Raw genomic sequence first — 24,590 nt, forward strand, 5'->3', positions numbered from 1 at the left:
AGCCACGAGCCACGAGCCACGAGCCACGAGCCACGAGCCACGAGCCACGAGCCATGAGCCACGAGCTACGAGCTACGAGCTTCAGCCACCGCGCATGAGGTCGCGTATCAGCCGCCGCCCGGGGTGAAGATGGTCGACCAGCGGCGCCTCCAGGGGCAGCGGCTCGTCACAGATCCGCGAGGCGAGCAGCTCGGCGGTGAGCGGCGCGCTGGCGAGTCCCCGGGAACCGTGGGCGGCGCTGATCCATAGTCCCGCATGATGACGACCGGGCAGGTCCGGCACTCGGGTGGCGTCCTTGGCCAGGGCGGCATAGTCCCGTCGCCAGGCGTCGGCGTCGGGCACCGGCCCGGCGTAGGGCGACTTGTCGGGACTGGCGGCGCGCACCGCGGCGCGGCCGTCCAGGGCGCCTGGCGAGACGTCGGCGCCGGCCTCGACCAGTGCGGCGAGATAGCCGGGCAGGGTGCGCTCGAGCTCCTCCAGGTTGGCGACGTGGTCGGCCTCGCGAGTCGTGGCGTCGGTGTCGTTCGGCGTGAAGCTGGCGCCGAAGGTCAGCGCACCGTCCCGCGGCGGCATGGCGTAGCCGCCGGCGCAGACCACCCGCCTCGGCGCCGGGGTGCCGTCCGGCAGCGCGAGCCGCGAGATCTGCCCGCGCACCGGCTGCAGGGGCAGGGCGGTGGTCTGGGCGAAGCCGTTGGAGGCGGTCGCCGCGGCGATCACCACCTGGTCGGCCTCGAATGCGGTGTCGCCGTGCTCGCCGGCCAGCGTCAGCCGCCAGCCATCGGGTGTCGGTGCGAGCTCTTGCACCTCGTCCCGGTAAGCGCTCACTCCGTCGCTGGCCGCCAGGTGATCGCACAGAGCGGCCGGACGCACCCAACCGGCCAGGGGATAGTCGAGCCCGCCGTGGGGCAGCGCGAGGCCGGCCAGCCGGCTGGCCTCTGCTGCGTCGACCTGGCGCACCACGCTCGCCGGCAGCGGATGGTTGGCGAGGAAACGGGTCTGGCGGCGAGCCTCGCGCTCGGCGGTGGCGAGTTGCAGCACGCCGCAGGGCGACCACAGCTCGTGGTCGGGGTCGAGCGCCTCGAGCCAGCGCCGGGTGTACAGCAGCCCGGCCAGGTAGCTGCGGCTCTGCCGATTGGTCTCGGCGGCGAGCTTCACGTAGAGCGCGCCCAGGGCGTTGCCCGACGCGCCGGCGCCGGGGCCCTCGCGGTCGATCAGCGTCACTGCCACACCGCGTCGGGCCAGAGCGGCGGCCACGGTGCAGCCGGCGAGGCCGGCACCGATCACCGCGACGCGGCGCGCCGGGCGCGCCGCGGGCGGCGTGAACCAGGGCGTCGACCGACGGCGTTGGTCTGCTGGCGGGGTGGCGATCTCGCCGGCCAGCATCTCGCGCTTGCGGCCGAAGCCCGGCACTTTGCGCCAGGCGAAGCCGGCGGCCTTGAGGCCGCGCTTGACCACCCCGGCGCAGGTGAAGGTGGCGAAGGTCGCGCCTGGGCGCGAGCGTGCGGCCATGGCGGCGAAGAGCTCGGGCTGCCACATCTCGGGGTTCTTCGATGGCGCGAAGCCATCCAGGAACCAGGCATCCACGGCGCCGTCGAGCCGCTCGAGTCGTTCGGTGGTATCGCCGAAGTGCAGGTCCAGGATCACCCGGTCGTCGAGCCACAGGCGATGCACGCCGCGCACCGGTTCGGGCCATTGCGCCAGCAGCGCCGCCGCTCGGTCGGCGAGGTCCGGCCAGGCGGTCAGCGCCCGGACCAGGTCCTGGCGGCCCAGCGGATACAGCTCGGTAGAGACCAGGTGTAGCCGGGCGGAGTCGGGCGCGTGGGCGTCGAAGCAGGCCCAGGCGCAGAGCATGTTGAGCCCGGTGCCGAAGCCCGTCTCGCCGATGACGAAAGGACGCGCTTCCCACCAGGCTCGGAAGCGTTCGGGCAGGCGGTTGGCCTCGAGGAAGACATGCTCGGTCTCGGCGCGGCCGTCATGGCGGGAGAAGTAGACATCATCGAATTCGCTGGAATGCGGTGCATCGTCCCCGCCGTCGTCGGGCCGCCAGTCGAGGTGGGCCCGGGGCAGGCCGGCAAGTGGCGGCAATGGATCCTTGGCGGGTGGCAAGACATGACTCCGCGTCTATTGGTCAATGTTTGATCGATGCCGCCATGGCGGCATGGCGGCCGGGCCCTGGAGATGCGTCCGCGGCGTTTCAACAATGTTATCCACAGAAGTTGTGGGGAAACCGCTGTGGATACCTTGGGAAACACTGCTTAAATGCCTGCGCATGCAAATCGCTTCGCTATAGCCGCCATCCTTGGCGGCTACCCTGCGGGCCCGTCTGAAGACGGTTCAAATTCGCTCCCGGCGAATTTGTACGCGGTGCTCGAAAGCTTGCCTAACCTCTCGTTATGTCTCGCTTTCTGTGCTCCGTACGCCTTACGCTTTACTATGCTCGGCTATTTATTCAGCGCCTCCCTTGTCCCCTATGGCAGGACCCGCTTGAAGGGCTTTACGGTCACCCTGGCGTAGACGCCGGCAATGACGAAGGGGTCGGCGTCGGCCCAGGCCTGAGCGCTTTCCAGGTCCTCGAACTCGGCGACCACCAGGCTGCCGCTGAAGCCCGCGTCGCCCGGCGACTCGCTGTCGATGGCGGGATGCGGGCCGGCCAGCACCAGTCGCCCCTCGTCGCGCAGTGCCTCGAGGCGGGCCAGGTGATCGGGACGTGCGGCCAGGCGCCGCTCCAGGCTGTTGTTCACATCTTCACTGATGATGGCGTAGAGCATCACGGATAGTCCTCGGTAAAGCGGCTCGCGCCGCGTGAACGAGAGGGCTCGGCATTTGACCCCCATGGGCCGTGCGAGCACCATGGACGATATTCTGACAAAGACACCTGCCGGCGTCATGCCAATGAATGCACTTCCTGAGCGTTTCGAGGGCGAAGCGCTCTCTATCGACCTTCATATGCACTCCACCGCGTCCGACGGCGCCTTGTCTCCCGAGGTGCTGGTCGAAGCCTGTGCGGCACGAGGCCTGACCCACATGGCCTTGACCGACCACGATACCGTCGCCGGTGTTGCGCGGGCGAGTGCCGCAGGCAAGCATCATGGCGTGACAGTGTTGCCCGGTACCGAGTTGTCCTGCCAATGGCGTGGCCACAACATCCATGTGGTGGGGTTGCTGCCGTCAGGCGTCCGGGGCGAGCTGTCCACGGGGCTCGAGCATCAGGCCGAGGCACGCGAGCATCGCGCGTTGCAGATCGCTGCCCGCATGGAGCGGCTTGGCCTCGAGAATGCGCTCGACCGGGCCCGGGAGCAGGCCGACTCGGATCGCCCCCTGGGACGTCCGGATTTCGCGAAAGCCCTGGTGGCGGCGGAGCTGGTCCCCGACATGGCCACGGCCTTCCGTCGTTATCTGGGAAACGGCAAGGCGGGTGACATCAAGGCTCATTGGCCTGTGCTCTCCACGGTGGTGGGCTGGGTGCTCGACGCCGGTGGCGTGGCGACGCTGGCGCATCCGCTACGCTACGGGCTGACCCGCCGCAAGCGTGGGCAACTGCTCGATGATTTTCGCGCCGCCGGCGGCCAGGCCGCCGAGTTGGTCAGTGGCTTCCAGAATGCCGATGTCACGCGCGACCTGGCCAGACAACTGGACGAGCGGGGCCTGCTGGCTTCGCTCGGCAGCGATTTCCACTTCCCCGGTGGCCATCTGGCACCGGGCAGCATGACGCCGGTGCCGCGCACGGCCGTGGCGCCGGTCTGGACCCATCCATGCCTTGCGGCCGCCTTCGGTCGCTCCGTGCCGGCAGCCTGAAGCCGGTGAACGTCCTCGGTAATATCAACGAACAGGGAGCGCCCATGAGCCAGTTCTTTCAGATCCATCCGGAAAATCCCCAGAAGCGACTCATCGATCAGGCGGTCCGTATCATCCGCGATGGTGGGGTGGTTGCCTATCCCACCGATTCCGGCTATGCCCTGGGCTGCCATCTCGGTGACAAGAAGGCCATTGAACGTATCAAGTGGCTGCGTTCCCTCGATGACAAGCACAACTTCACCCTGGTGTGTTCCGACCTCTCCGAGATCGGCACCTACGCCAAGGTGAACAATGCCGTCTTTCGCCTGCTCAAGGCGCATACGCCCGGCGCTTACACGTTCATTCTCCAGGCCACCAGCGAAGTGCCACGGCTGTTGCTGCACCCCAAGCGGCGATCCATCGGCGTGAGGGTGCCGGATCACCCGATTCCCCGAGCGTTGCTTGCCGAACTGGGCGAGCCCTTGATGAGCGTGACGCTGATTCCGGTGGACGAGGAGCTGCCGATGACCGAGGCAGAGGAAATCCGTGATCGCTACGGTGCGCATCTGGATCTGGTCATCGATGGCGGTGCCTGCCATCTGGAACCCACCAGTGTCATTGATCTGCGCGAGCTTCCCCCTCAGGTGGTACGCGAAGGGCGCGGTGATACTGCTCCCTTCGAAGAGTAACTGCCGGCCCGGCCTCTTGCCGGGCCTGTCACGAGGCCGGACGGCCGGAGCCGTCCTTGGTGTTCCTGCCCTTGAAACGCAGCACGATCAAGCCGATCCCGGCGATCACCAGACCGCCACCGATCAGCTTGTGGGGGCCCAGCGAGTCGCCGAGCATCAGCACGCCGAGTCCCACCGCCAGCACCGGGACCAACAGGGTCAAGGGCACCACGCGATTGACCGGATGGCGTCGCAGCAGGCCGTACCAGGCGCCATAGGCGATGATCGAGGACATCACCGCCGTATAGAAGACGGCGCCCCAACCGATCCAGCCGGCTGCGCCCATTGCCGCCAGCTGATCCTGCTCGAACCACCAGGAGCCAAGCGCGACCTGGGGGATGGCAAACAGCGCGACCCAACCGGCCAGGGCCAGGGGAGACACATTGGGGCCGCGCTTGATCAGCAACTGGGAGATGGCCCAGCCAAGCGCACTGGTGAGCAGCAGGGCGGTGGGTAGCGGTGCAGGCAATGTCGGGCCACCGGCCAGCACTACCACGCCGGCGAAGGACAGGATCAGGCCGGCCAGGCGCCGTAGCCCCAGGCGTTCCTTGAGCACGATCACTGCCAGCAGAGTGGCGAAGGGGGTTCCCATCTGGACCAGCAGAGCGCCGGTTCCCGCTTCGGCCTGGCCGAGCCCGATGAACAGCAGGGCGAAGTGCAGCGTGCCGAAGGTCAGCGACAGCAGGATCAGAAAGGGCAACTGGTGGCGGGCGACCGGGTGAAAGGGCACGAGCAGCACGGCCACTAGCGCAAAGCGCAGCGTGGTCAGCAGCAGGGGCGGCATGTCGGTCACGCCGACCTTGATGACGATGATGTTCAGCGCCCAGATGACGATGACACCCAGCCCGATGAACAGGTCGCGTAGTGGCACGAGACTTCCTTGTTCGGTAGCGAGAAGGAAGCCGATAGCATATCAGACGTCGGTGGCGTGCGTGAGGCAGGGGAACCGCCTTGGCGAGGCCCCATGGCGGCCCAGCGGGCCGCCAGAGTTCTACAGTCAGCGTCTGAAACAGGGCACTAGAAGGTCCAGCGGACCATGATCTGCGGGAAGGACTCGTCAGTGTCCTCCAGACCGAACTTGTTTTCCCAGTGCTGGTATTCCATGCCGAATCCGAGGTGCTCGTTGGCATGCCAGACCAGTTGCGGCTGGGTCAGCAACTGAGCTTCCAGGTCGCCTTCCTCGGTGATGTAGTCGACGAAGCCCTCGAAGGTGAAGTCGGCACTGCCCAGCGTGAAGGGCAGGTTCCACACTGCCGTGTATTGCTCCGAACTGCCGCGGGCCCCGCTGCTCTCGTCATTGCGATACATGGCATAGAGTTTGAAGAACTGGAAGCCCGGTATCTCAAGGTCGGCGGACAGGCCTGCCATGTGGGTGGTCTTGCGCACCGAAGCGTTGCGGTCGATGTCCAGTTGTCCAGTGACGTAGAGGTCACTGATGGGCCCGGCGGACAGGTCGAGCCCGCTGAGCTCGCCGATATTGCCGCGCAGGTTCCATTCGGCGTGCACGCTGCCATAGTCGTCCTCGCCCTCGTTGCCGTGATCCAGATTGGTGACATCGGCGAAGAAGAAGCTGTCGCCATAGGCCCAGCCTGTGGCGTTGGCCAGGGTCAGGATGGCGTGTTCCTCGTTGTCGATGGGGAAACCGGCCCCGGCCTGACTCTCGTAATCCCAGCCGTACAGGGCTTCCACCTTGGTGGTGCTGAACAGGGCGGCATTGGCGCTCTGGGCAAGGCACAGCGAAGCGGCGGCGGTGGCCAGGACGAGTCGGGTCTTGTTGAGCATCATGGTTCTCCGTTGTTGGCTGTTGTCGTTGGAGTGGGCCGATGCCTCGAGCGCCCAGCCGTTGGGCGAGTCCCGGCACTGCCGGTGGCGACATGCGCCATGACGGGAAGCGGAGGGACGCTGGCGAAGCTTGTTATTGTTTTCATCGCTTGTAGACAAGCGAGTGATCATTTTGTCTGACAGTGCTTGTATACAGTTATAAATTCTATTGGACCTTCCATCAATGATTTTTGTGTACAGATATTCTTGTTCAGCGCCGGCCGGCGTCGGCCGGTACTGGCCCTTGTGGAAGACCGTGTCTTGCATGCATATTTAAACGTTGTGAATACACAAACCTCCGGAACCAGGAGGAAGACGGAGCAGGCCCGGTGCCCTCGCGGCATGGACAGGGACAATGCCCAGATGGTGCTGCAAACCGCTGATATGCAGGGATAGCGGCGATGGCCCAGGATGTCGTCCGCGGTGCCGGTATGCTCCCCGACAACCAATAACCGCGATGCGGATACCAAGGACACGTCATGCCAACGACCCGCCACCTCGCAAGATTCGTCGCCACCCTGGCCGGTGCCGCCCTCCTGACGTCGGCGTTGACCGTCCAGGCTCGGGAGCTTTCTGTTTCCACCGTATTGTCCGATGCTTTCCCCTGGGGACAGGCCGCGCAGAAATGGGCTGAACTGGTGGAGGAGCGTTCCGATGGCGAGCTGACGTTGCGCGTCTATCCCAATGCCCAACTGGTCAGCGGTGACCAGACCCAGGAGTTTTCGGCCATGCGCTCCGGGTTGATCGACCTGGCGGTGGGGTCGACCATCAACTGGTCGCCACAGGTGCCGGCGCTCAACCTGTTCTCGTTGCCCTTCCTGCTGCCTGACACAGAAGCCGTCGATGCGGTGACCGGTGGCGAGGCCGGCGAGATGATCTTCTCCGCCATCGAGGACAAGGGCGTGGTACCGCTGGCCTGGGGCGAAAACGGCTTCCGTCAGCTTTCCAACTCCAGTGGTGCCATCGATGAGCCGGCCGACCTCGAGGGGCTCAAGATTCGCGTGGTGGGCTCGCCGCTGTTTCAGGACACCTTCTCCGCGCTGGGGGCGAATCCGACTCAGATGAGCTGGGCCGATGCCAAGCCGGCACTGACCACCGGCGCCGTGGACGGCCAGGAAAATCCCCTGTCGGTGTTCGATGTCGCACGCATCGACCAGGTGGGACAGACGCACCTGACCTTGTGGAACTACATGAATGATCCGCTGGTGTTCGCTGCCAATCGCCAGGTGTGGGGCTCGCTCTCCGATTCACAGCGGAAGATGCTGCGCGAGACGGCCGTCGAGGCCGGTGCCTGGGAAATCGCCAAGACTCGCGAGGAAGAAGCCGCGCGGCTCGAGGCGATCCGCGAGCGTGGCGTAACCGTTACCGAGCTGAACGATGAACAGCACCAGGCCTTCGTCGAGGCCACCGAGAGCGTGCATGACAAGTGGGTGTCGCGTATCGGTGAAGATATCGTGGAGGCGGCGCGCCGCGACGTCGACACGCCCTGAGGCGCTGAGCCGTGAGGCGGCGCCCGGCCACCGCCGGGCGCCGTCGTCGTTCCCCAGCCGTCAAGATCCCCGTCATGAAACGTCCCGATGCAAGAGTCGAGCGCGTGCTCGCGACCCTGGCCATCCTGATCATCGGCCTGATCAGCCTGGCCAATGTGGTGGTGCGGTATGTCACCGATGCCTCCTTCGCCTTTACCGAGGAGTTCTCGGTCTTTCTACTGGTCCTGTTGACCTTCGCCGGTGCCTCGGTGGCGCTGCGGCGTCATCGCCACATCCGCATCGGTCTGCTGGAGCGGGCCCTGCCGCCGGGGCCGCGGCGCGTGCTGATCCTCTTCCAGGGCCTGTGTGGCCTGGTCGTGCTGGGGCTGATCGCCTGGCACGGCGGCAAGCTGGCCTGGCAGGAATATCAATGGGAAACGCTCTCGCCGGGGCTCGGGCTGCCCCAGTGGTGGTACCTGGTCTGGTTGCCATTGCTTGCCGCATTGATGTTCTGGCGCCAGTGTCAGCAGACCCTTGATCGCCTGCGCGGAGGGCTCGACGATGAGTCCTGATCTGTGGATGCTGCTGGCCTTTGCCGGTCTGTTGATCGCCGGTGTGCCGGTGGCCTTCTCGCTGGGCCTGTCCGGTGCGGTCGGTATCGTCGCCGGGTTGTCGCCCGACATGCTGGCGACCCTGGGCACGAATACCTACAACAGTGTCGCCAAGTACCCCTTGATCGCCATCCCGTTGTTCATTCTCACCGGCTTGATCTTCGAGCGTGCCGGGGTGGCGGCGCGCCTGGTGCGCTTCGCCCAGGCGTTGATCGGTCCCCGCCACGGTGGGCTGGCGCTGGTGGCGGTACTGGTCTGCATGATCATGGGCGGCATGAGCGGTTCGGGGCCCGCCGATGCGGCGGCTGTCGCCATGGTCATGCTGCCCAGCATGACACGGGCCGGCTACCCTAGACCCTTCTCGGCAACCTTGATCGCCGCCTCGGCGTCCACGGCCATCCTGATTCCGCCTTCGGTCGCGTTGATCCTGTACTCCATCGTGGTACCGGGGGTCGACCTGCGTGCTCTGTTTGCCGCCGGTCTCTTTCCGGGGATGCTGGCCGGTGCGGCATTACTGGTACCGGCCTGGTGGCTGGCGCGTCGCCATCACTGGGAGGCACCGGAGGATGTCGAGCGCCCGCCACTCGGCGAGAGTTTTCGCCAGGCCATCCCGGCGCTGTTCGCACCGGTGTTGATCCTGGGGGGCTTGCGCAGTGGTCTCTTCACGCCCACCGAAGCGGCGGTGGTGGCCGTTGCCTATGGTGTGGTAGTGGGCCTCTGGCTGACCCGAGAACTCGGTTGGCGTGACCTCTGGGAGCTGTTCGGCGAAGCGGCGGTGATCTCCGGGGTGGTGATGTTGATCATCGCGCTGGCCGGTATCTTCGCCTGGGCCGGTACCATGCTGGGGACCTTCCGGCACCTGGCAGAGTGGGTGATCGCGCTGTCCGACAACGGCACGCTACTGCTGGTGCTGATCATGCTGGCGGTACTGGTGGCCGGCATGCTGCTGGATGCCATCTCGATCTACCTGATCTTGATGCCGATCCTGATACCGGTCATGCAGCATTTCGACTGGAACCCGGTATGGTTCGGCATCCTGCTGGCGATGAATATCGCCATCGGGCAATTCACGCCGCCCGTGGCGGTCAATCTGATGGTGACCACCGAGGTGGCGCAAGTGCGCCTGGAACAGACCCTTGGCTGGGCGATGGTCTTCGTGGTGGCCATGGCGGCTGCCCTGGCGCTGGTGGCGATATTCCCGAGTATTGCCCTCTGGTTGCCCAAGGTGCTCGGTTATAACGTCTAGGTGACGAATGACGAATGACGAATGACGAATGACGAGTGACGAGTGACGAGTGACGAGCGGCGAGAGGCCAGCCTGGGCCTGCCGGGCTCGGGTTTCGTGACTCGCCGCTCGAGGCTCGTGGCTGCTTTTCGGGGCTTGGCGCTTCGTCGCTAGTTGTCGGTCAGGGCATCGAGCCACTGCTGATGGAGCGAACGGCTGGCATCGTCGAACAGCACGAAGCGAACCTGGCGCACGACCGGGCAGTCGGGCTGGGTGGCCAGGACGGTGGACAGGGCAATGCGCGCCGCCTCGGAGGCGGGATAACCGAAGGCGCCGGTGGAAAGCGCCGGGAAGGCGATGCTCGCGATGCCGTGCCGCTGGGCCAGCTCCAGGGCGTGGCGATAGCAGCCGGCGAGCAGTTCGTCGGAGGGCTCATCGACACCATAGACCGGTCCCAGGCAGTGGATGACGTAGCAGTTGGGAAGCTCGAAGGCGTCGGTGAGCACCGCCTGGCCGGGCTGGATCGGAGCCAGCGGGCGGCAGGCGTCGGCGAGTGCCGGGCCAGCGGCGCGATGCAGGGCGCCCGCTACGCCACCACCGCTTCGCAAGGCGGCATTGGCGGCGTTGACCACGGCTTCCACGTCTTCCTGGCGTGCGATATCGCCCTGGCGACACTCGATGATGGCGTCGGGAGCCGGCATGTCGTTCTCCTCGCTTGGCACTATCCTTTGACAGTCTGATACCCCCGGAGGCATGCCGGCAACCGCAAGAGAGGGAATGAAACGTTGCGTTGCCACCGGTCAGACATGAAAATTAACGAACGCTAAACGTTGTGTCCGACTAGACTGTCACGGCAGGCAAGATGCCGCATCATGTTACTGCGTTTTTCGCTAAAGTAGGAAGGGGCGGTCAAACCGCCGACGATCGCCGACACGGGCTCGTCGATCGAACGCTTCGACCATAACGTCACAATGAGGTGTGTCCATGAAACGCCATGTTTTCTCCGCCGCCACTTTCTCCGGTGCTCTGCTTGGGGCCGCGATGTTCGCGTCGCCGGCCATGGCGCAGGAAGAAGAGCAGTTCATCACCATCGGCACCGGTGGCCAGACCGGCGTCTACTATGTGGTCGGCCAGTCGGTATGTCGCCTGGTCAATCGCCTGGAAGACGCCAATATCAAGTGTAATGCCCCTTCGACCGGTGGCTCGGTGGCCAATATCAACGGCATTCGCAGCGGTGAGCTGAACATGGGGGTCGCTCAGTCCGACGTCCAGTACCAGGCTTACAATGGCACCGGAAACTTCGAGGGTGAGGCCTATGAGGATCTGCGTGCGGTCTTCCGTGTGCATGGCGAGCCGTTGACGCTGCTGGCCCGAGCCGACGCTGGCGTCGAGACGCTCGACGACCTGGAAGGCAAGCGCGTCAATATCGGCAATCCAGGGTCCGGGCAGCGCAACACCATGGAAGTGGTGATGGATGCCAAGGGCTGGACCGAGGATACCTTCTCCCTGGCCTCCGAACTGGATGCCGCCGAGATGGCCTCTGCGCTCGCCGACAACAACATCGACGTCATGGCCTATGTGGTGGGTCACCCCAACGGGGCCATTCAGGAAGCCACCACCACCGTCGATTCGAAGCTGGTTCCGCTCAATGACGAGACCATCCAGGGTCTGGTCGACGAGTACCCCTATTACTCCATGTCGACCATCCCGGGCGGCTTGTACAAGGGCAATCCGGATGATGTCGAGACCTTCGGTGTGGCAGCGACCTTCGTGTCTTCCGCCGAAACCGATTCCGATGTTGTCTACCAGACCGTCAAGGCGGTGTTCGACAACTTCGATCGCTTCAAGCAGCTGCATCCGGCCTTCGCCAACCTGCAGCCCGAGAACATGATTTCCGAAGGTCTGTCTGCACCGTTGCATGAAGGGGCTGCACGCTATTATCGCGAGCAGGGCTGGATCGAGTGATCGGAATCGAATGAGATCACATGCATCTCGTTGAAGGATGCGCGGTCCCTTGCCGAGGGGCCGCGTTTTGCGTTTGCGGTGCCGGTCGGTCGTCGGTACCGCACGGGGAGTGTCAACCGATTCAGAGCAGGGCACGCTTATGACTGAGGATAAGAAGAGGGGGCCGGACACCGAGGTCGATCTCGAGGATATGGTTTCCTCGAGCGATTCGGGCGCCCGCAAGCCGGCGGGCATGCCGGGCAAGTTGCTGGTGAGCATCGCGGCGGCATGGTCGCTTTTTCAATTATGGATCGCGTCCCCGCTGCCATTCGTGTTCGGGTTCGGGGTCTTCAATGCCACCGAGGCGCGCTCCATTCACCTGGCCTTCGCCTTGCTCCTGGCGTACATGGCCTATCCGGCATTGAAGGGATCACCGCGGGACCGGATTCCATTGCTGGATTGGGTGCTGGCCATCCTGGCGGCCTCTGCCGCTGCCTATACCTTCGTGTTCTACGAGCAACTGTCCCAGCGTCCCGGGGCGCCGATCCTGCAGGATGTGATCATCGGGGTGATGGGGCTGTTGCTGCTGCTCGAGGCGACGCGACGTGCCTTGGGCCCGCCGCTGACGATCATCGCCAGCATCTTCATCATCTATTCGCTGGCCGGGCCGTGGATGCCGGGTATCCTGGCGCACCGTGGCGTGAGCCTCTATGGCTTGATCAACCACCAGTGGTTGACCGGTCAGGGGGTATTCGGCATCGCGCTCGGGGTGTCGACGAGTTTCGTTTTCCTGTTCGTGCTGTTCGGGGCCCTGCTGGACAAGGCGGGCGCCGGCAACTATTTCATCAAGGTGGCCTTCTCGCTGCTGGGTCACTACAAGGGGGGGCCGGCCAAGGCTGCCGTGGTGGCATCCGGCATGACCGGCCTGATTTCCGGGTCGTCGATCGCCAATACCGTGACGACCGGCACCTTTACCATCCCGATGATGAAGCGGGTCGGCTTCTCCTCCGAGAAGGCCGGTGCCGTCGAGGTCTCTTCTTCGGTCAATGGGCAGATCATGCCTCCGGTGATGGGGGCGGCGGCTTTCCTGATGGTCGAGTACGTCGGGATTTCCTATGTCGAGGTCATCAAGCACGCCTTCCTGCCGGCGCTGATTTCCTATATCGCCTTGATCTACATCGTTCACCTCGAGGCCCTCAAGGCTAACATGCAGGGGCTGGAGAGCAGCAATCCGCCCAAGCCACTGGTGCGCAAGGTGATCGGCTTCCTCGGCGGCCTGTTGCTGATGATGGTCACCGCCCTGGTGGTCTATTACGGGCTGGGGTGGCTCAAGCCGTTACTCGGTGGCGCCACGCCCTGGGTCGTGGCCCTGGCCCTGGTGGTGATCTTCGTGGCCCTGCTCAAGCTGGGGTCGAGCTATCCCGAGCTCGAACTCGATGATCCCAACGAACCGATCTATTCCCTGCCGCAGACACGCCCCACGGTGATGGTCGGTCTGCAATACATCCTGCCTGTTGTCCTGCTGATCTGGTGCCTGATGGTGGAGCGGTTGTCGCCGGGGCTGTCGGCCTTCTGGGCGACGGTCTTGATGATCTTCATCATGTTGACCCAGCGCCCCATCATGGCCATGTTCCGACATCGCAGCAATTTCGGCGCCGATGTTCGCGAAGGCTTTCTGGATCTGTGGGACGGCCTGGTGACCGGTGCCCGCAACATGATCGGTATCGGTATCGCCACGGCGACCGCCGGGATCATCGTCGGGGCCGTCTCCCAGACCGGGGTGGGCCTGGTGCTGGCCGATGTGGTCGAGATCCTGTCGATGGGCAACCTGATGCTGATCCTGCTGTTCACTGCCGTGCTCAGCCTGATTCTCGGCATGGGGCTTCCCACCACGGCCAACTACATCGTGGTATCGGCCCTGCTGGCACCGGTGATCGTCCACCTGGGCGAGCAGAACGGCCTGCTGGTACCGCTGATCGCGGTGCATCTGTTCGTGTTCTATTTCGGCATCATGGCCGATGTCACGCCGCCGGTGGGGCTGGCATCGTTCGCCGCGGCGGCGGTCTCGGGGGGCGACCCCATTCGTACCGGCTTCCAGGCCTTCTACTACAGCCTGCGTACCGCGGCGCTGCCTTTCCTGTTCATTTTCAATACCGACCTGCTGTTGATCGATGTCTCGCCATTGCAGGGCGTATTGATCTTCGTGGTGGCCACGCTGGCGATGCTGATCTTCGCGGCGGCGACTCAGGGCTTCATGATCACCCGCAATCGCTGGTATGAGTCGATCCTGCTGCTGCTGGTGGCCTTCACGCTGTTCCGTCCCGGTTTCTGGATGGACATGATCCATGATCCGTATCGCTCGATCCCGCCGACGCAATTCGTCGAGGCGTTGGGCAATGTCGACGAGGACAGCACCCTGCGCCTGCAGATTCATGGCGAGGATGCCTACGGCGACCCGATGAGCACCTACATGACCCTGCCGGTGCCGGATGGTGACAGTGCCGAGGAGCGCATGACCAACCTCGGGCTCGAATTGCGCATGGAAGATGAGCGGGCCGTGGTCGACATGGTGACCTATGGCAGCCAGGCAGCGGAGCTCGGTTTCGATTTCGATCAGGAAATCATCGAAGTCCTGGCGCCAGTAGAGCGCTGGACGAAGGAGTGGATGTGGATACCGGCCTTCCTGGTGTTCGCTCTGGTGGTATGGCTGCAGCGTCGGCGTCGGAGTCGCGATGGCGAGCCGGTGTCGGCCTGAGGAGGTAGACCATGTACAGCAAGATCCTGTTACCGGTGGATCTCAACGAGGACGCTTCCTGGTCCAAGGCCCTGCCCACGGCACTGACGCTATGCCGAACCTTCGGGGCCTCTCTGCATGTGGTGACGGTGTTGCCCGATGTGCAAATGCCGATGGTCGGCGGATTCTTTCCTGAAGATTTCGTCGACAAGGCGCGCGAGGCGGTCAGCGATGCACAGCATGCGTTCATTCGGGACCGGGTGCCGGAGGACATCCAGGTCCAGAGCGTGATCGTCGACGGCTCGCCCTGGGAAGCGATCATCAAGGCCTCCAGGAAGGTCGAGGCCGACCTGATCGTCATGGCCTCGCATACCAAACGCAAGTTCACCGACTATGTCCTTGGCCCCAACGCAGAGCATGTGGTGCATCACAGCAAGGTGTCGGTGATGATCGTGCGGTGAAACCTGTCCTGATGGCTTGTAACCGTGCCTCGGGCGTGTCGGGGCACGGTGTGACGAGACTGTCACTGCATGTGGCACGTGAATCGCGTAGGCTTGGCGCCATGATCGGTAATCGAGATGTTTCGCATGTCCCTGAGGCTTGTATTCACGGTAATCATCGGTCTGGTGGTGGCAGCCTTGGGTGTCGCCGTTCAGGCGGCGCCCCTGCCTCCCCCCAGCGGCGAGGTGATCCTGACCATTCGCGGTGATATAGCGCATCCCAATGTTGGTGACGAGGCACGTTTCGATCGTGCCATGCTCGATCGCCTGGCATCGCGCACCATCGACACGACGACGCCCTGGCAGCCCGGCCCCGGGTGTTTCGAGGGCCCTCTCTTTTCGGCCTTGCTGGATGCCGTGGGCGCCGACGGCGATGAAGTGAGGGTCGGGGCCCTGAACGGTTTCGAGGCCCGGATTCCGGTCAGTGATTTCAAGCGTTATGACGTGATCCTGGCCATGCGTCGCAATGGTGAGCCGATGCCGATTCGGGACTTCGGTCCTCTGTTCGTGGTGTATCCCTTCGATGAACATCCCGATCTCAAGACCGAGGCCATCCGCTTTCGCTCGGTATGGCAGGTGAATCGTATCTTCGTGTACTGAGGACGCCAAAGATCGACAGTGGTGTTTCCCCGTGCCTGCCAGGAGGTGTCGGTGCTTCAGCAATACCCCCTGCGTCTCAAGCTCGGCGCCATTTCTGCCCTGTTGCTGTTTGCCGCTGCCTTGCTGGTGGTGGGGCTGGTGGCCTGGCGACAGGATAGCCTGATCTGGCGTGTGGGCGAGGATGCCACCTGGCATGCCTACAAGCTGGATCGCGATGTCGTGCAGTTACGCAACTTCCTGGCGTCGCACGAGCCCGGTGATGGGGCGCTCGAGGACGCTCGGCTGCGCTTCGAGCTGCTCTATAGTCGGCTGACCCTGCTGAAAGGCGGCGAGATTGCCGACCTCATCGAGTCGATCCCGCTCGCCGAACGCTTGTCGGGCAAGATTGAACGGCATCTCGAGGCACTCGACGCCATCATCCGCGAGGCCGGTACCCTGGATGCCGAGACCCAGGCCAGAATGAGCCGACAGCTGGTCGAGCTGAGCGAGCCCACCGAACGTTTGATCGTGACCATCAATGGCCATCTGGCTGAAGCGTCGACACGGGAGCGTGGCCGCTTGAAATGGCTGTATGGGTTGCTTCTGGTATTGATTCTGGCCATGAGCGTGTCGGCGATGATGGTGGTGACGTTCCTGGTTCGCGAATCCCGTGACAACGCCGCCGCCCGACGAGCCCTGGAAACCTTGAGCGACGAGCTGGAAGTCACGGCGCGTCGGGCCGAGTCGGCCAGTCAGGCCAAGTCGGAGTTTCTGGCGACCGTCAGCCATGAGATCCGTACGCCGCTCAATGGTGTGATCGGCATGAGCGAACTCCTGGCGGAGCACAGCCTGCCGAATGGTGCCCGACACTATGCCGATACCATCCATGACAGTGCGCAACGTCTGCTGGAATTGATCAACGATATTCTGGACTTCTCAAAGATCGAAGCCGGGCGCCTGGACCTGGAAACCCGGTCGCTGTCACTCGCCAAGCTGGTGAATGGTGCGCTGTCGCTCTTCACGCCCCATGCCGAAGCGCAGGGTATTCGTCTGTCTGCATGGATCGATCCTTCCCTGCCGCCGCATGTCGTCAGCGATCCAGGGCGTTTGCGTCAGATCCTGTTGAACCTGCTGTCGAATGCCATCAAGTTCACCGAGCAAGGCGAAGTACGCGTGGAGGCCTTCGTCACCGATGATGGCGAACTGGGGATGGATGTCATCGATACCGGTTGTGGCATCGAAGCAGAGCGCCAGGCGAAGTTGTTCGAACCCTTCCAGCAGGGCGATCCATCCACTGCCCGGCGCTTTGGTGGCACCGGGTTGGGATTGGCAATCTGCAAGCGGCTGGTGGAGGCCCTGGGAGGGCGCATCGGCATGGAGAGTCAAGTGCACGTCGGCAGCCGTTGCTGGGTTCGGTTGCCGCTGGTGGCGGGGGCCAATGAAGCGGTCCCCCTGGATAACGGCTCGCCTCGCGAGGATGACGATGTCCTGGGCGGTGCCAGACTGCTGGTGGTGGAGGATAATCCCGTCAATCAGCAGGTTGCCACCGCCATGCTGGACAAGCTGGGATGCCGGGTCGGTCTGGCCTGTTCCGGTCAGGAGGCGCTGGAACGCGTTGAAACGGAGCGTTTCGACCTGATCTTCATGGATGTTCAGATGCCTGACATGGATGGCCTGGAGGTGACGCGCCGGCTTCGTGAACGCGGAGGCTGGATGGCCGAGGTGCCGATCGTGGCCATGACCGCCGGAGGTCCCGGCGGGGATCAGGCTCGCTGTCTGGCGGCCGGGATGAATGGGTATCTGGTCAAGCCGTTGTTCCAGGATGCCCTGCAGGTGATGTTGCGCCGCCATCTGCATCGGGGACGGGATGAGCCGAGGGTCCGGGCCGCGACGGTGGAGCCGGAATCGTTGCTGGATGATGACGTCCTCGGTGCCCTGAAGGAGAGCCTCGGCGATGATGACCTGGTCGCCCTGGTGGCGCGTTACCGAGATCAGTCACGTGAGCACCTGGCGGCATTGAAGGACGCCGTGACGCGCCATGATGCCGAGGCGGTACGCTACCAGGCCCATCAGCTCAAGGGCGAGTCCGCCAGTCTGGGCGCCGTGAAGGTCGCCGACGCGGCCTTGCGTCTTGAACGGGCCGGCAAAGAGGGCGTACTGGACAGTGCGCAGGCCGATGTGCAGCGCCTGGAGGAACGTCTGGCGCAGACCCTGCAAGCGTTCGATGTCTCGGCCCCGTCGAGCCGATGAAACACCTGTCGGGGCGATGGGGCGTCAGGCGTGCGCACCCTGGCGATGGCTCGGGGGCGCGGAGCGTCGGTGGAGCGTTCGGCCGATGACTTGGTGACCGGGGCGGTAGTCGCCGTTGGCCGCCGCTTCGGCGCATGCCAGGGTGGTGGCGGCGATGCGGGTGTGATCCTGAACCGCCGAATCTACCGGCAGGGGCAGGAAATCCAGTAGCCGATTATCGCCGAAGGTCGCCAGGCGCAGACCATCGGGCAGGCGGCCATCCTCCAGCAGGACATCGAAGACGCCATCCAGCAGGGTGTAGGACGCGGTGATGAGGACATCGGGCAGACCATGTTGATCGAGCAGCTCGCGCATCAGGTTCGCGCCGGCGGCACGGTCATAACGCTCCGCACTGTGCAGGCTGGCCGCGACATCGTGCCGGGCCAGGGCATCCTGAAAGCCGGCGCGACGCTCGCGACTGATCGACAGGGCCGGGACCGCGTCGAACCAGGCGACCCGGTTCACCGGGGCGTCGAGCGCCGAGCGGGTGAGCCACTCGGCAGCCTCCCGGTCGTTGCTGACCACGCTGGCGAAATGTGTCGGGTCAAGGCCTCGGTCCATCGCCACCACGGGTAACCCACTTTCCATCAGGTCCCGGTAGAAGGGCGCTTCCATCGGCAGGCAACTGGCGGTGATCAGGGCATCACAGCCCTGGGCCCTCAACGCCAGGGCCAGTTCCCGTTCGCCTGCCATGTCATCATCCGAGCCAGCGATCAGCAGGTGATAGCCGCGTTGTCGGGCGCCATGCTCCAGCAACTTGGCCAGGCGTGCGTAGCTGGCATTTTCCAGGTCGGGAACGATCAAGCCAAGCAACCGGCTGGAGCCGCGACGCAGGGCGGCGGCCTGGGCGTCGACCCGATAATGGTATCGGCCCACCACCGCCATGACCCGGTCGACGGTATCCTGGCTGATGCGGCGTTCCTGGGCCTTGCCGTTGATGACATAGCTGGCGGTAGTGCGTGAGACCCCGGCCAGTCGGGCAATTTCGGCGAGCGTCATGGCGTCTTCCGGTGCGTAGCGGTCGATGGCGGTAGCGACGTCGTGCCAGGCTTCTGCCAAAGTCGTAGACGTTCAAGCTTGCCATACAGTATGAATCGATCCAGCATTGAAATCATCAAGGTGACACGATTCAGCTTTCGGGGCTATCCCGGTCGCGTCACCACCGCACAGGAGAAACGCATGCTGACGCTACGCGAAAGCGACATTCTGCTCGACTGCCGGGCCGAGGACTGGCGATCGGCCCTGGATCTTGCCGCCGAGGCTCTCGTCGGCGCGGAACTGGCCGAGCCGGCATACCGGGAAGGGTTGTTGTCCAGGGAGACACAGTCCTCCACCTATCTGGGCAATGCCATCGCCATTCCTCATGGCACGCCGGAAAGCCGCATCCATGTACGGCGCACCGGCATTCGGGTGCTGCAGTTTCCCCGGGGCATCGAGTGGCACGACGGGCAGCGAGTCCATGTGCTGGTGACCATCGCCGCTCAGAACGACGAGCATCTGGATATCCTGCGTCAGTTGACCCATGTGCTGGACCGTGACGATGTCGCCGAGCGGCTGGCCAGTGCCGGTGATGCCGACGAGGTGGTGGCGCTGCTGTCCCGTATTCCGGCCAAGGCCCGTCTCGACGCCGATACCCTGTGCCTGGGGATGCCGGCCCGCGATATTAGAGAACTGGCGCTGGCGGGGGCGGCCAGGCTGCGCCAGGCCGGCTGTGTCGAGGATGGCTTCATCGCCGAGATTGCCGGGATGACACCCCGACGGCTTGGACAGGGTACCTGGCTGGCCATGGCCCGTCGTGACGTCTCGGTGCCGGCCTTGTCGCTGGCGACCCCCGCCACCGCCCTCGAGGTACAGGGCGAGGTCGTGAATGGCGTGTTCTGTCTGGCGGCGCGGGAAGACGCGCACCTGGAACTGCTGGAGCGGCTCGCCACCCTGCTGGAGAGCGGCGAGATCGAGACGCTGCGGCGTGCCGATGCCGAAACGGTGCTGGCGTGCCTGGCCGGCGAGGGGGCGTCGACGCATACGCAACGCGTGCGGGTGCTCAATGCCCATGGCTTGCATGCGCGCCCGGCCAAGCAACTCGTTCAGGTGGCCCGTGAACAGACCGTGCCGATCCGGGTGCGATTGGTGGAAGGCGGTGCCGAGCCGGTGTCGGCTACCAGCCTGACCAAGGTCATCGGACTCGGTGCTCGACGTGGCCAATGGTTGGTGTTTTCCGCCGAGGGAGAGGACGCCGAACCGGCCCTGGCGGCCATCGACAAGGCGGTCGCCGAAGGGCTCGGCGAGTCGGTGGAGCCTTTCGACGACAGTCGTGAGTCCGCGCCAACGGCCGTGGCAGCCGACACGGATGACGCGCCGGCTCCCTTGCCCGACGATACCGTTCATCAAGCAGTGGCGGCTTCGCCGGGCCTGGCCATTGCCCCGGTTTTCGTGATGCGCACGCCGCGTTTCGATTACTCCCTCGAGGCCGATGATCCCGACGCCGAAATGCATCGACTCGAGGTGGCGGTCCGCGAGGGTGGCGAACAGCTTGCCGAGCTGGTACGCCGCGCGCCGGGCGGGGAGGTCGCCGAGATTCTCTCCATGCACGAGGAAATGCTCGAGGACCCAGAGCTGCGGCAGGCCGCTCGAGAGGGCATTCAGGAAGGACGTTCCGCCGAGGCCGCCTGGTGGAATGCCATCGACACTGCCGCCCGGGCCCAGGAAATGCTCGCTGATCGGTTGCTTGCCGAGCGTGCCGCCGATTTGCGGGATGTAGGACGACGGGTGCTGGGGCGGCTGTGTGACGTGGCCTTGCCTGAACCGCCGACGCATCCCTATATCCTGGTGATGGATGATGTCGGCCCCTCGGATGTGGCCCGCCTCGATACCGAGCGGGTACGTGGCCTGCTGACCGCCAGGGGGGGCGCTACGGCGCACAGCGCGATTCTTGCCAGGGCGCTGGGCATTCCCGCCGTGGTTGGTGCCGGCGAGCGCATCCTGTCCCTGGAAAATGACACTCCCTTGATTCTCGATGGCGAGCGAGGCCGGGTCGTGCCGGCCCCGGGGGAGGCGCGACGCCAACGGGCCGAGCGGCAACTGGCGGAACGCGAGCAGCGCGAGCGCGAGGCCTGGGAGGCCCGCTTCGAGCCGGCCGGCACGCGGGATGGGCATCGCGTCGAAGTGGCGGCCAATCTGGGCAATACGGCGCATGCCGCCGATGCGGTATCGCGGGGGGCCGAGGGAGTCGGCCTGCTGCGTACCGAGTTTCTGTTCATGGCCCACGCCGAGGCGCCGGATCTCGACACTCAGATAGCGGAGTATCGTGAGGCGCTCGATGCCTTGGATGGGCGTCCCCTGGTGGCGCGGACCCTGGACGTGGGGGGCGACAAGCCGTTGCCGTACTGGCCGGTACCCCAGGAAGACAACCCCTTCCTCGGCCTGCGCGGCATTCGCCTGGCATTGACGCGTCCCGAGGTCCTGGCAACGCAGTTCGAGGCGTTGCTCCGGGCTGCCGCCGGCAGGCCACTGCGCATCATGCTGCCCATGGTCAAGGATGTGGCCGAGCTGCGCATCGCCCGGGGAATGCTCGATCGGTTGCTCGCCGAACTTCCGGAGCACGAGCGCTCCACCGATGTCCAGCTGGGGGTGATGATCGAGGTGCCCTCCAGCGCCTTGCTGGCGTCGAGCCTGGCCGTGGAGGCGGATTTCTTCTCGGTGGGCACCAATGACCTGACCCAGTACGCCTTGGCCATCGACCGTGGGCACCCCGAGCTCTCCGCCCAGGCCGACGGACTGCACCCCTCGGTGTTGAAACTGATCGAGATGACCGTCGAGGCGGCCCATGCCCATGGCAAATGGGTCGGGGTTTGCGGTGAACTGGCCTCGGATGCCGCGGCGGTGCCGGTACTGGTGGGGCTTGGCGTCGATGAGCTCTCGGTGAGTGCCCGCCAGGTGCCGATGGTCAAGGCGCGGCTGCGCGAGTTCGATCTGGCGGATGCCCGGGATCAGGCACGACGAGCGCTGACTCGGGCTACCGCGGACGAGGTGCGCGATGGCCTGGAGGACGCATGATGGCCTCGATCATGGTCCTAAGCCTCAACCCGGCACTCGACCTGTCGATCGGCCTCGAGCGACTGTCGCCCGGCGAGGTCAACCGAACGCGCGAGACACATCTGGAAGCCGCCGGCAAGGGCGTCAACGTGGCCAGGGTGCTGGTAGCGCTGGGGCACGAGGTAACGGTGTCGGGCTTTCTCGGTGCCGACAACGATGGTGCCTTTCGCCGTGCCTTCGAGACCCTGGGTATCGAGGATGCCTTCCTGCGGGTTCCGGGCGAGACCCGCACCAACGTCAAGCTGGCCGAGGACGACGGTCGTGTCACCGATATCAATGGGCCGGGCGTGGTCATCGACGCCGACGCCTGGCGCCGTCTGATCGACAGGCTGACGCAGCGCTGCGAGGCATTCTCTCCTCGGCCCCGGGCGGTGGTGATCGCCGGGAGTCTGCCCCCTGGTGTCACGCCTGCCATGCTGGCCGAGCTGGTCGCCCTGGGGCGCGCGGCAGGCCTGCCGGTATGGGTGGATACCAGCGGTCCGGCGCTCGATGCGGCCATCACGGCGGGTGCCACGGCGGTCAAGCCCAATGAGCATGAGCTCGCCGTCTGGATGGGCCGAACATCGCTTGATGCCTCGGCACGGCACGGCGCAGCGCAGCGCCTGCGTGATGCCGGCGCCGAGGAGGCGGTGGTCTCCGCTGGTGCCGAGGGCGTGCTGTGGCTCGGTCGACGTGGTGCCTGGGAAGCGATGCCGCCCCGGGTGGAGGCCGTCAATACCGTGGGCGCCGGCGATACGCTGGTGGCGGCGCTGCTGCATGGCGTGCTCGACGATGTCTCACCCGATGTCGCGCTGCGCCTGGCCACGGCCTTGTCTGCCGAGGCCGTGCGGCATGTCGGCGTGGGGCGCCCGGATGCCGACGATTTTTCCGAACTCCAACGACAGACTCGCGTGTACCGCCTGGAAGAGGGCGACGACGCAGGGGGAGCGCTTGCATGAATGTGATCCTGATCACCGCCTGCCCGAGCGGCATGGCCACCACTTATCTCGCCGCGCGCCGCCTGCAGGGCGCCGCCGAACGCCGGGGCTGGCACGTGACGACCGAAGTGCATGGCGAGGCGAGGGCCGTCACGCCGGTCGATGACGCCACCCTGGAGGCCGCCGAACTGGTCGTGGTGGCCGCCGATCGAATTCCCGATGCCTCGCGCTTTGCCGGCAAGTCTGTCTTCCAGGCACCGCTCGATCAGGCATTGCCCGATCCCGAGGCCTTTCTGGCACGCGCCGAGCGCGATGCACGCCCCTTCGTGTTCGAGGAAACGGCGAACGAGACACCGACGGGCGAGACCGGGGGGCAACGCATCGTCGCTGTGACCGCCTGCCCGACGGGCGTGGCGCATACCTTCATGGCCGCAGAAGCGCTCAGTGAAGCAGGGAAGGCGCTCGGCCACGAGATTCGGGTGGAAACCCAGGGCTCGGTAGGTGCCCAGGATGGCCTCACCGAGGAAGAGATCGCTGCCGCCGAGGTGGTGATCCTGGCCTGCGACATCGAAGTGGATCCCACCCGTTTCGCCGGCAAGCGGATCTACCGCACGTCCACCGGCAATGCCCTCAAGAAACCACGGCCGACCATCGAAGCGGCCTTGGCGGAGGCCGAGGTGGAGCACGAGGGTATGGCCTCCGGCAAGGGGGAAGCAAAGAAAAGCATCAAGGAGAAGGGGGTCTACAAGCACCTGCTGACCGGGGTGTCCTTCATGCTGCCGATGGTGGTTGCCGGCGGCCTGTTGATCGCACTCTCCTTCGTGTTCGGCATCGAGGCCTTCAAGGAAGAGGGCACTTTGCCCGCAGCGCTCATGGAGATCGGCGGCGGCACGGCGTTCGCGCTGATGATCCCGGTACTGGCGGGATATATCGCCTACTCCATCGCCGACCGCCCTGGCATCGCGCCGGGGATGATCGGGGGCATGCTGGCGTCCGATATCGGCGCTGGCTTTATCGGTGGCATCCTGGCCGGTTTTCTGGCCGGCTATGCAGCCTGGGCGGTGACCCGCTACATCAAGCTGCCGGCCAGCGTCGAGTCGCTCAAGCCGATCTTGATCATCCCGCTGCTGGCCAGCCTGGTCACCGGCCTGGTGATGATCTACGTGGTGGGCGAGCCGGTGGCCGGTATTCTCGCTGCCCTGACGGCCTTTCTCGAGGACATGGGCTCGGCCAATGCCGTGCTGCTGGGGACCCTGCTCGGTGCCATGATGTGCTTCGACCTGGGTGGGCCGGTCAACAAGGCCGCCTATACCTTCGGCGTGGGGCTCCTGGCCTCTGAGAGCTATGCGCCGATGGCGGCGATCATGGCGGCCGGCATGGTGCCGGCCATCGGCATGGGCATTGCGACCCTCGTGGCCCGCGGAAAGTTCGCCGACCCGGAGCGCGAGGCCGGCAAGGCGTCTTTCGTGCTCGGCCTGTGTTTCATCACCGAGGGGGCCATTCCCTTCGCCGCCAAGGACCCGTTGCGCGTGATTCCCGTGAGCATGGTCGGGGGCGCCCTGACCGGCGCGCTGGCGATGCTGTTCGGCGCCAAGCTGATGGCACCCCATGGGGGCATCTTCGTGCTGCTGATCCCCAATGCCATCACGCCGGTACTGCCTTACCTGCTGGCCATCGTCGCCGGCTCGCTGGTCACCGGCCTGGGCTATGCGCTGATCAAGCGCAGTGACAAGACCGGGACGATGGCGGCCGAGGGCTGACGTCGCACCGGGCCCGGCGATTGCCGGGTGTCAGCCAGCGCGCCTTTGCCTCCCGGTCAATCCGGGAGGCGTTGTCCTGCCAAAGGTGTATGTCCCGCTCGATCTGTATGGCCAAAACTGGGGAGTGTCATTCATAACGATAACCTT

At 65.0% G+C, this 24,590-nt stretch carries 19 protein-coding genes; 13 read left to right on the forward strand and 6 right to left on the reverse strand.

Annotated elements, in window-relative coordinates:
* Positions 1–81: 81 nt before the first annotated feature.
* Positions 82–2,106: a bifunctional tRNA (5-methylaminomethyl-2-thiouridine)(34)-methyltransferase MnmD/FAD-dependent 5-carboxymethylaminomethyl-2-thiouridine(34) oxidoreductase MnmC gene (gene mnmC / locus RSO41_RS07390; RefSeq protein WP_315618444.1), complete on the reverse strand. Its 2,025-nt coding sequence runs from the start codon at positions 2,104–2,106 to the stop codon at positions 82–84.
* Positions 2,107–2,468: 362 nt separating this feature from the next.
* A complete protein-coding gene (locus RSO41_RS07395; protein ID WP_315618445.1) occupies positions 2,469–2,768 on the reverse strand; it encodes a YciI family protein in 300 nt (99 codons plus the stop codon).
* Positions 2,769–2,886: 118 nt separating this feature from the next.
* Here RSO41_RS07395 and RSO41_RS07400 point away from each other — a divergent pair, with 118 nt between their 5' ends.
* Entirely contained in the window at positions 2,887–3,795 is a 909-nt protein-coding gene (locus RSO41_RS07400) for a PHP domain-containing protein (RefSeq protein WP_315618446.1), read from the forward strand.
* Between the two features lie 44 nt (positions 3,796–3,839).
* Positions 3,840–4,463 (forward strand): L-threonylcarbamoyladenylate synthase, encoded by a 624-nt coding sequence (locus tag RSO41_RS07405; protein ID WP_315618447.1) that lies wholly within the window; start codon positions 3,840–3,842, stop codon positions 4,461–4,463.
* Between the two features lie 28 nt (positions 4,464–4,491).
* Here the strand turns inward: RSO41_RS07405 and RSO41_RS07410 are convergent, their stop codons facing one another.
* Both RSO41_RS07410 and RSO41_RS07415 read right to left on the reverse strand, forming a co-directional pair.
* The gene (locus tag RSO41_RS07410; RefSeq protein WP_315618448.1) at positions 4,492–5,373 is read right to left on the reverse strand and encodes a DMT family transporter; all 882 of its coding nucleotides are present in this window, start codon (positions 5,371–5,373) and stop codon (positions 4,492–4,494) included.
* Between the two features lie 146 nt (positions 5,374–5,519).
* Positions 5,520–6,284, reverse strand: a complete 765-nt coding sequence (locus RSO41_RS07415) for an outer membrane protein OmpK (protein ID WP_315618449.1) — start codon at positions 6,282–6,284, stop codon at positions 5,520–5,522.
* Positions 6,285–6,802: 518 nt separating this feature from the next.
* Between RSO41_RS07415 and RSO41_RS07420 the strand changes: the two genes are divergently transcribed.
* The 3 genes from RSO41_RS07420 to RSO41_RS07430 all read left to right on the forward strand — a co-directional run bounded on the left by RSO41_RS07420 (position 6,803) and on the right by RSO41_RS07430 (position 9,649).
* On the forward strand, positions 6,803–7,813 hold the full coding sequence (locus tag RSO41_RS07420; protein ID WP_315618450.1) for a DctP family TRAP transporter solute-binding subunit: 1,011 nt from the start codon (positions 6,803–6,805) through the stop codon (positions 7,811–7,813).
* Positions 7,814–7,887: 74 nt separating this feature from the next.
* Positions 7,888–8,364 (forward strand): TRAP transporter small permease, encoded by a 477-nt coding sequence (locus tag RSO41_RS07425; RefSeq protein ID WP_315618451.1) that lies wholly within the window; start codon positions 7,888–7,890, stop codon positions 8,362–8,364.
* The gene (locus tag RSO41_RS07430) at positions 8,354–9,649 is read left to right on the forward strand and encodes a TRAP transporter large permease (protein WP_315618452.1); all 1,296 of its coding nucleotides are present in this window, start codon (positions 8,354–8,356) and stop codon (positions 9,647–9,649) included. Before RSO41_RS07425 ends, RSO41_RS07430 begins: the two co-directional genes overlap by 11 nt.
* A gap of 149 nt (positions 9,650–9,798) precedes the next feature.
* On the opposite strand, the gene RSO41_RS07435 is transcribed toward RSO41_RS07430, so the two are convergent.
* Positions 9,799–10,329 carry a macro domain-containing protein gene (locus tag RSO41_RS07435; RefSeq protein ID WP_315618453.1) on the reverse strand — a complete coding sequence of 177 codons (531 nt, stop codon included), beginning with the start codon at positions 10,327–10,329 and terminating at the stop codon, positions 9,799–9,801.
* 283 nt (positions 10,330–10,612) lie between these two features.
* On the opposite strand from RSO41_RS07435, the gene RSO41_RS07440 reads away from it, so the two are divergent.
* The 5 genes from RSO41_RS07440 (at position 10,613) to RSO41_RS07460 (ending at position 17,635) form a co-directional block, all read left to right on the forward strand.
* A complete protein-coding gene (locus RSO41_RS07440; RefSeq protein ID WP_315618454.1) occupies positions 10,613–11,593 on the forward strand; it encodes a TAXI family TRAP transporter solute-binding subunit in 981 nt (326 codons plus the stop codon).
* 139 nt (positions 11,594–11,732) lie between these two features.
* Complete coding sequence (locus RSO41_RS07445; RefSeq protein ID WP_315618455.1) at positions 11,733–14,327, forward strand: TRAP transporter permease; 2,595 nt, start codon at positions 11,733–11,735, stop codon at positions 14,325–14,327.
* Positions 14,328–14,338: 11 nt separating this feature from the next.
* Entirely contained in the window at positions 14,339–14,767 is a 429-nt protein-coding gene (locus RSO41_RS07450; protein ID WP_315618456.1) for a universal stress protein, read from the forward strand.
* A gap of 126 nt (positions 14,768–14,893) precedes the next feature.
* Positions 14,894–15,406: a molybdopterin-dependent oxidoreductase gene (locus RSO41_RS07455; protein WP_315618457.1), complete on the forward strand. Its 513-nt coding sequence runs from the start codon at positions 14,894–14,896 to the stop codon at positions 15,404–15,406.
* 51 nt (positions 15,407–15,457) lie between these two features.
* Positions 15,458–17,635: an ATP-binding protein gene (locus tag RSO41_RS07460; protein WP_315618458.1), complete on the forward strand. Its 2,178-nt coding sequence runs from the start codon at positions 15,458–15,460 to the stop codon at positions 17,633–17,635.
* Between the two features lie 24 nt (positions 17,636–17,659).
* Here the strand turns inward: RSO41_RS07460 and cra are convergent, their stop codons facing one another.
* Positions 17,660–18,673 carry a catabolite repressor/activator gene (cra, locus tag RSO41_RS07465; protein WP_315618459.1) on the reverse strand — a complete coding sequence of 338 codons (1,014 nt, stop codon included), beginning with the start codon at positions 18,671–18,673 and terminating at the stop codon, positions 17,660–17,662.
* Between the two features lie 180 nt (positions 18,674–18,853).
* On the opposite strand from cra, the gene ptsP reads away from it, so the two are divergent.
* Genes ptsP through RSO41_RS07480 form a run of 3 tightly spaced genes read left to right on the forward strand, consistent with a single transcriptional unit; the run spans position 18,854 to position 24,443 of the window.
* Positions 18,854–21,727: a phosphoenolpyruvate--protein phosphotransferase gene (ptsP, locus tag RSO41_RS07470; protein WP_315618460.1), complete on the forward strand. Its 2,874-nt coding sequence runs from the start codon at positions 18,854–18,856 to the stop codon at positions 21,725–21,727.
* On the forward strand, positions 21,727–22,704 hold the full coding sequence (gene pfkB, locus RSO41_RS07475; protein ID WP_315618579.1) for a 1-phosphofructokinase: 978 nt from the start codon (positions 21,727–21,729) through the stop codon (positions 22,702–22,704). The genes ptsP and pfkB overlap by 1 nt, the downstream gene beginning before the upstream one ends.
* Positions 22,701–24,443 (forward strand): PTS fructose-like transporter subunit IIB, encoded by a 1,743-nt coding sequence (locus tag RSO41_RS07480; RefSeq protein WP_315618461.1) that lies wholly within the window; start codon positions 22,701–22,703, stop codon positions 24,441–24,443. The genes pfkB and RSO41_RS07480 overlap by 4 nt, the downstream gene beginning before the upstream one ends.
* The last annotated feature ends 147 nt before the right edge of the window (positions 24,444–24,590 follow it).

The sequence above is a fragment of the Halomonas sp. I1 genome (assembly GCF_032334135.1).
In the GTDB taxonomy this organism is placed as follows: Bacteria; Pseudomonadota; Gammaproteobacteria; order Pseudomonadales; family Halomonadaceae; genus Halomonas.

Excerpts from the sequence above, each read along its gene's own strand:
- RSO41_RS07395 (WP_315618445.1), bottom strand. The coding sequence starts at position 2,768 with ATGCTCTACGCCATCATCAGTGAAGATGTGAACAACAGCCTGGAGCGG.
- RSO41_RS07400 (WP_315618446.1), top strand. The coding sequence starts at position 2,887 with ATGCCAATGAATGCACTTCCTGAGCGTTTCGAGGGCGAAGCGCTCTCT.
- RSO41_RS07405 (WP_315618447.1), top strand. The coding sequence starts at position 3,840 with ATGAGCCAGTTCTTTCAGATCCATCCGGAAAATCCCCAGAAGCGACTC.
- RSO41_RS07415 (WP_315618449.1), bottom strand. The coding sequence starts at position 6,284 with ATGCTCAACAAGACCCGACTCGTCCTGGCCACCGCCGCCGCTTCGCTG.
- RSO41_RS07420 (WP_315618450.1), top strand. The coding sequence starts at position 6,803 with ATGCCAACGACCCGCCACCTCGCAAGATTCGTCGCCACCCTGGCCGGT.
- RSO41_RS07425 (WP_315618451.1), top strand. The coding sequence starts at position 7,888 with ATGAAACGTCCCGATGCAAGAGTCGAGCGCGTGCTCGCGACCCTGGCC.
- RSO41_RS07430 (WP_315618452.1), top strand. The coding sequence starts at position 8,354 with ATGAGTCCTGATCTGTGGATGCTGCTGGCCTTTGCCGGTCTGTTGATC.
- RSO41_RS07435 (WP_315618453.1), bottom strand. The coding sequence starts at position 10,329 with ATGCCGGCTCCCGACGCCATCATCGAGTGTCGCCAGGGCGATATCGCA.
- RSO41_RS07440 (WP_315618454.1), top strand. The coding sequence starts at position 10,613 with ATGAAACGCCATGTTTTCTCCGCCGCCACTTTCTCCGGTGCTCTGCTT.
- RSO41_RS07445 (WP_315618455.1), top strand. The coding sequence starts at position 11,733 with ATGACTGAGGATAAGAAGAGGGGGCCGGACACCGAGGTCGATCTCGAG.
- RSO41_RS07450 (WP_315618456.1), top strand. The coding sequence starts at position 14,339 with ATGTACAGCAAGATCCTGTTACCGGTGGATCTCAACGAGGACGCTTCC.
- RSO41_RS07455 (WP_315618457.1), top strand. The coding sequence starts at position 14,894 with ATGTCCCTGAGGCTTGTATTCACGGTAATCATCGGTCTGGTGGTGGCA.
- cra (WP_315618459.1), bottom strand. The coding sequence starts at position 18,673 with ATGACGCTCGCCGAAATTGCCCGACTGGCCGGGGTCTCACGCACTACC.
- ptsP (WP_315618460.1), top strand. The coding sequence starts at position 18,854 with ATGCTGACGCTACGCGAAAGCGACATTCTGCTCGACTGCCGGGCCGAG.
- pfkB (WP_315618579.1), top strand. The coding sequence starts at position 21,727 with ATGGCCTCGATCATGGTCCTAAGCCTCAACCCGGCACTCGACCTGTCG.
- RSO41_RS07480 (WP_315618461.1), top strand. The coding sequence starts at position 22,701 with ATGAATGTGATCCTGATCACCGCCTGCCCGAGCGGCATGGCCACCACT.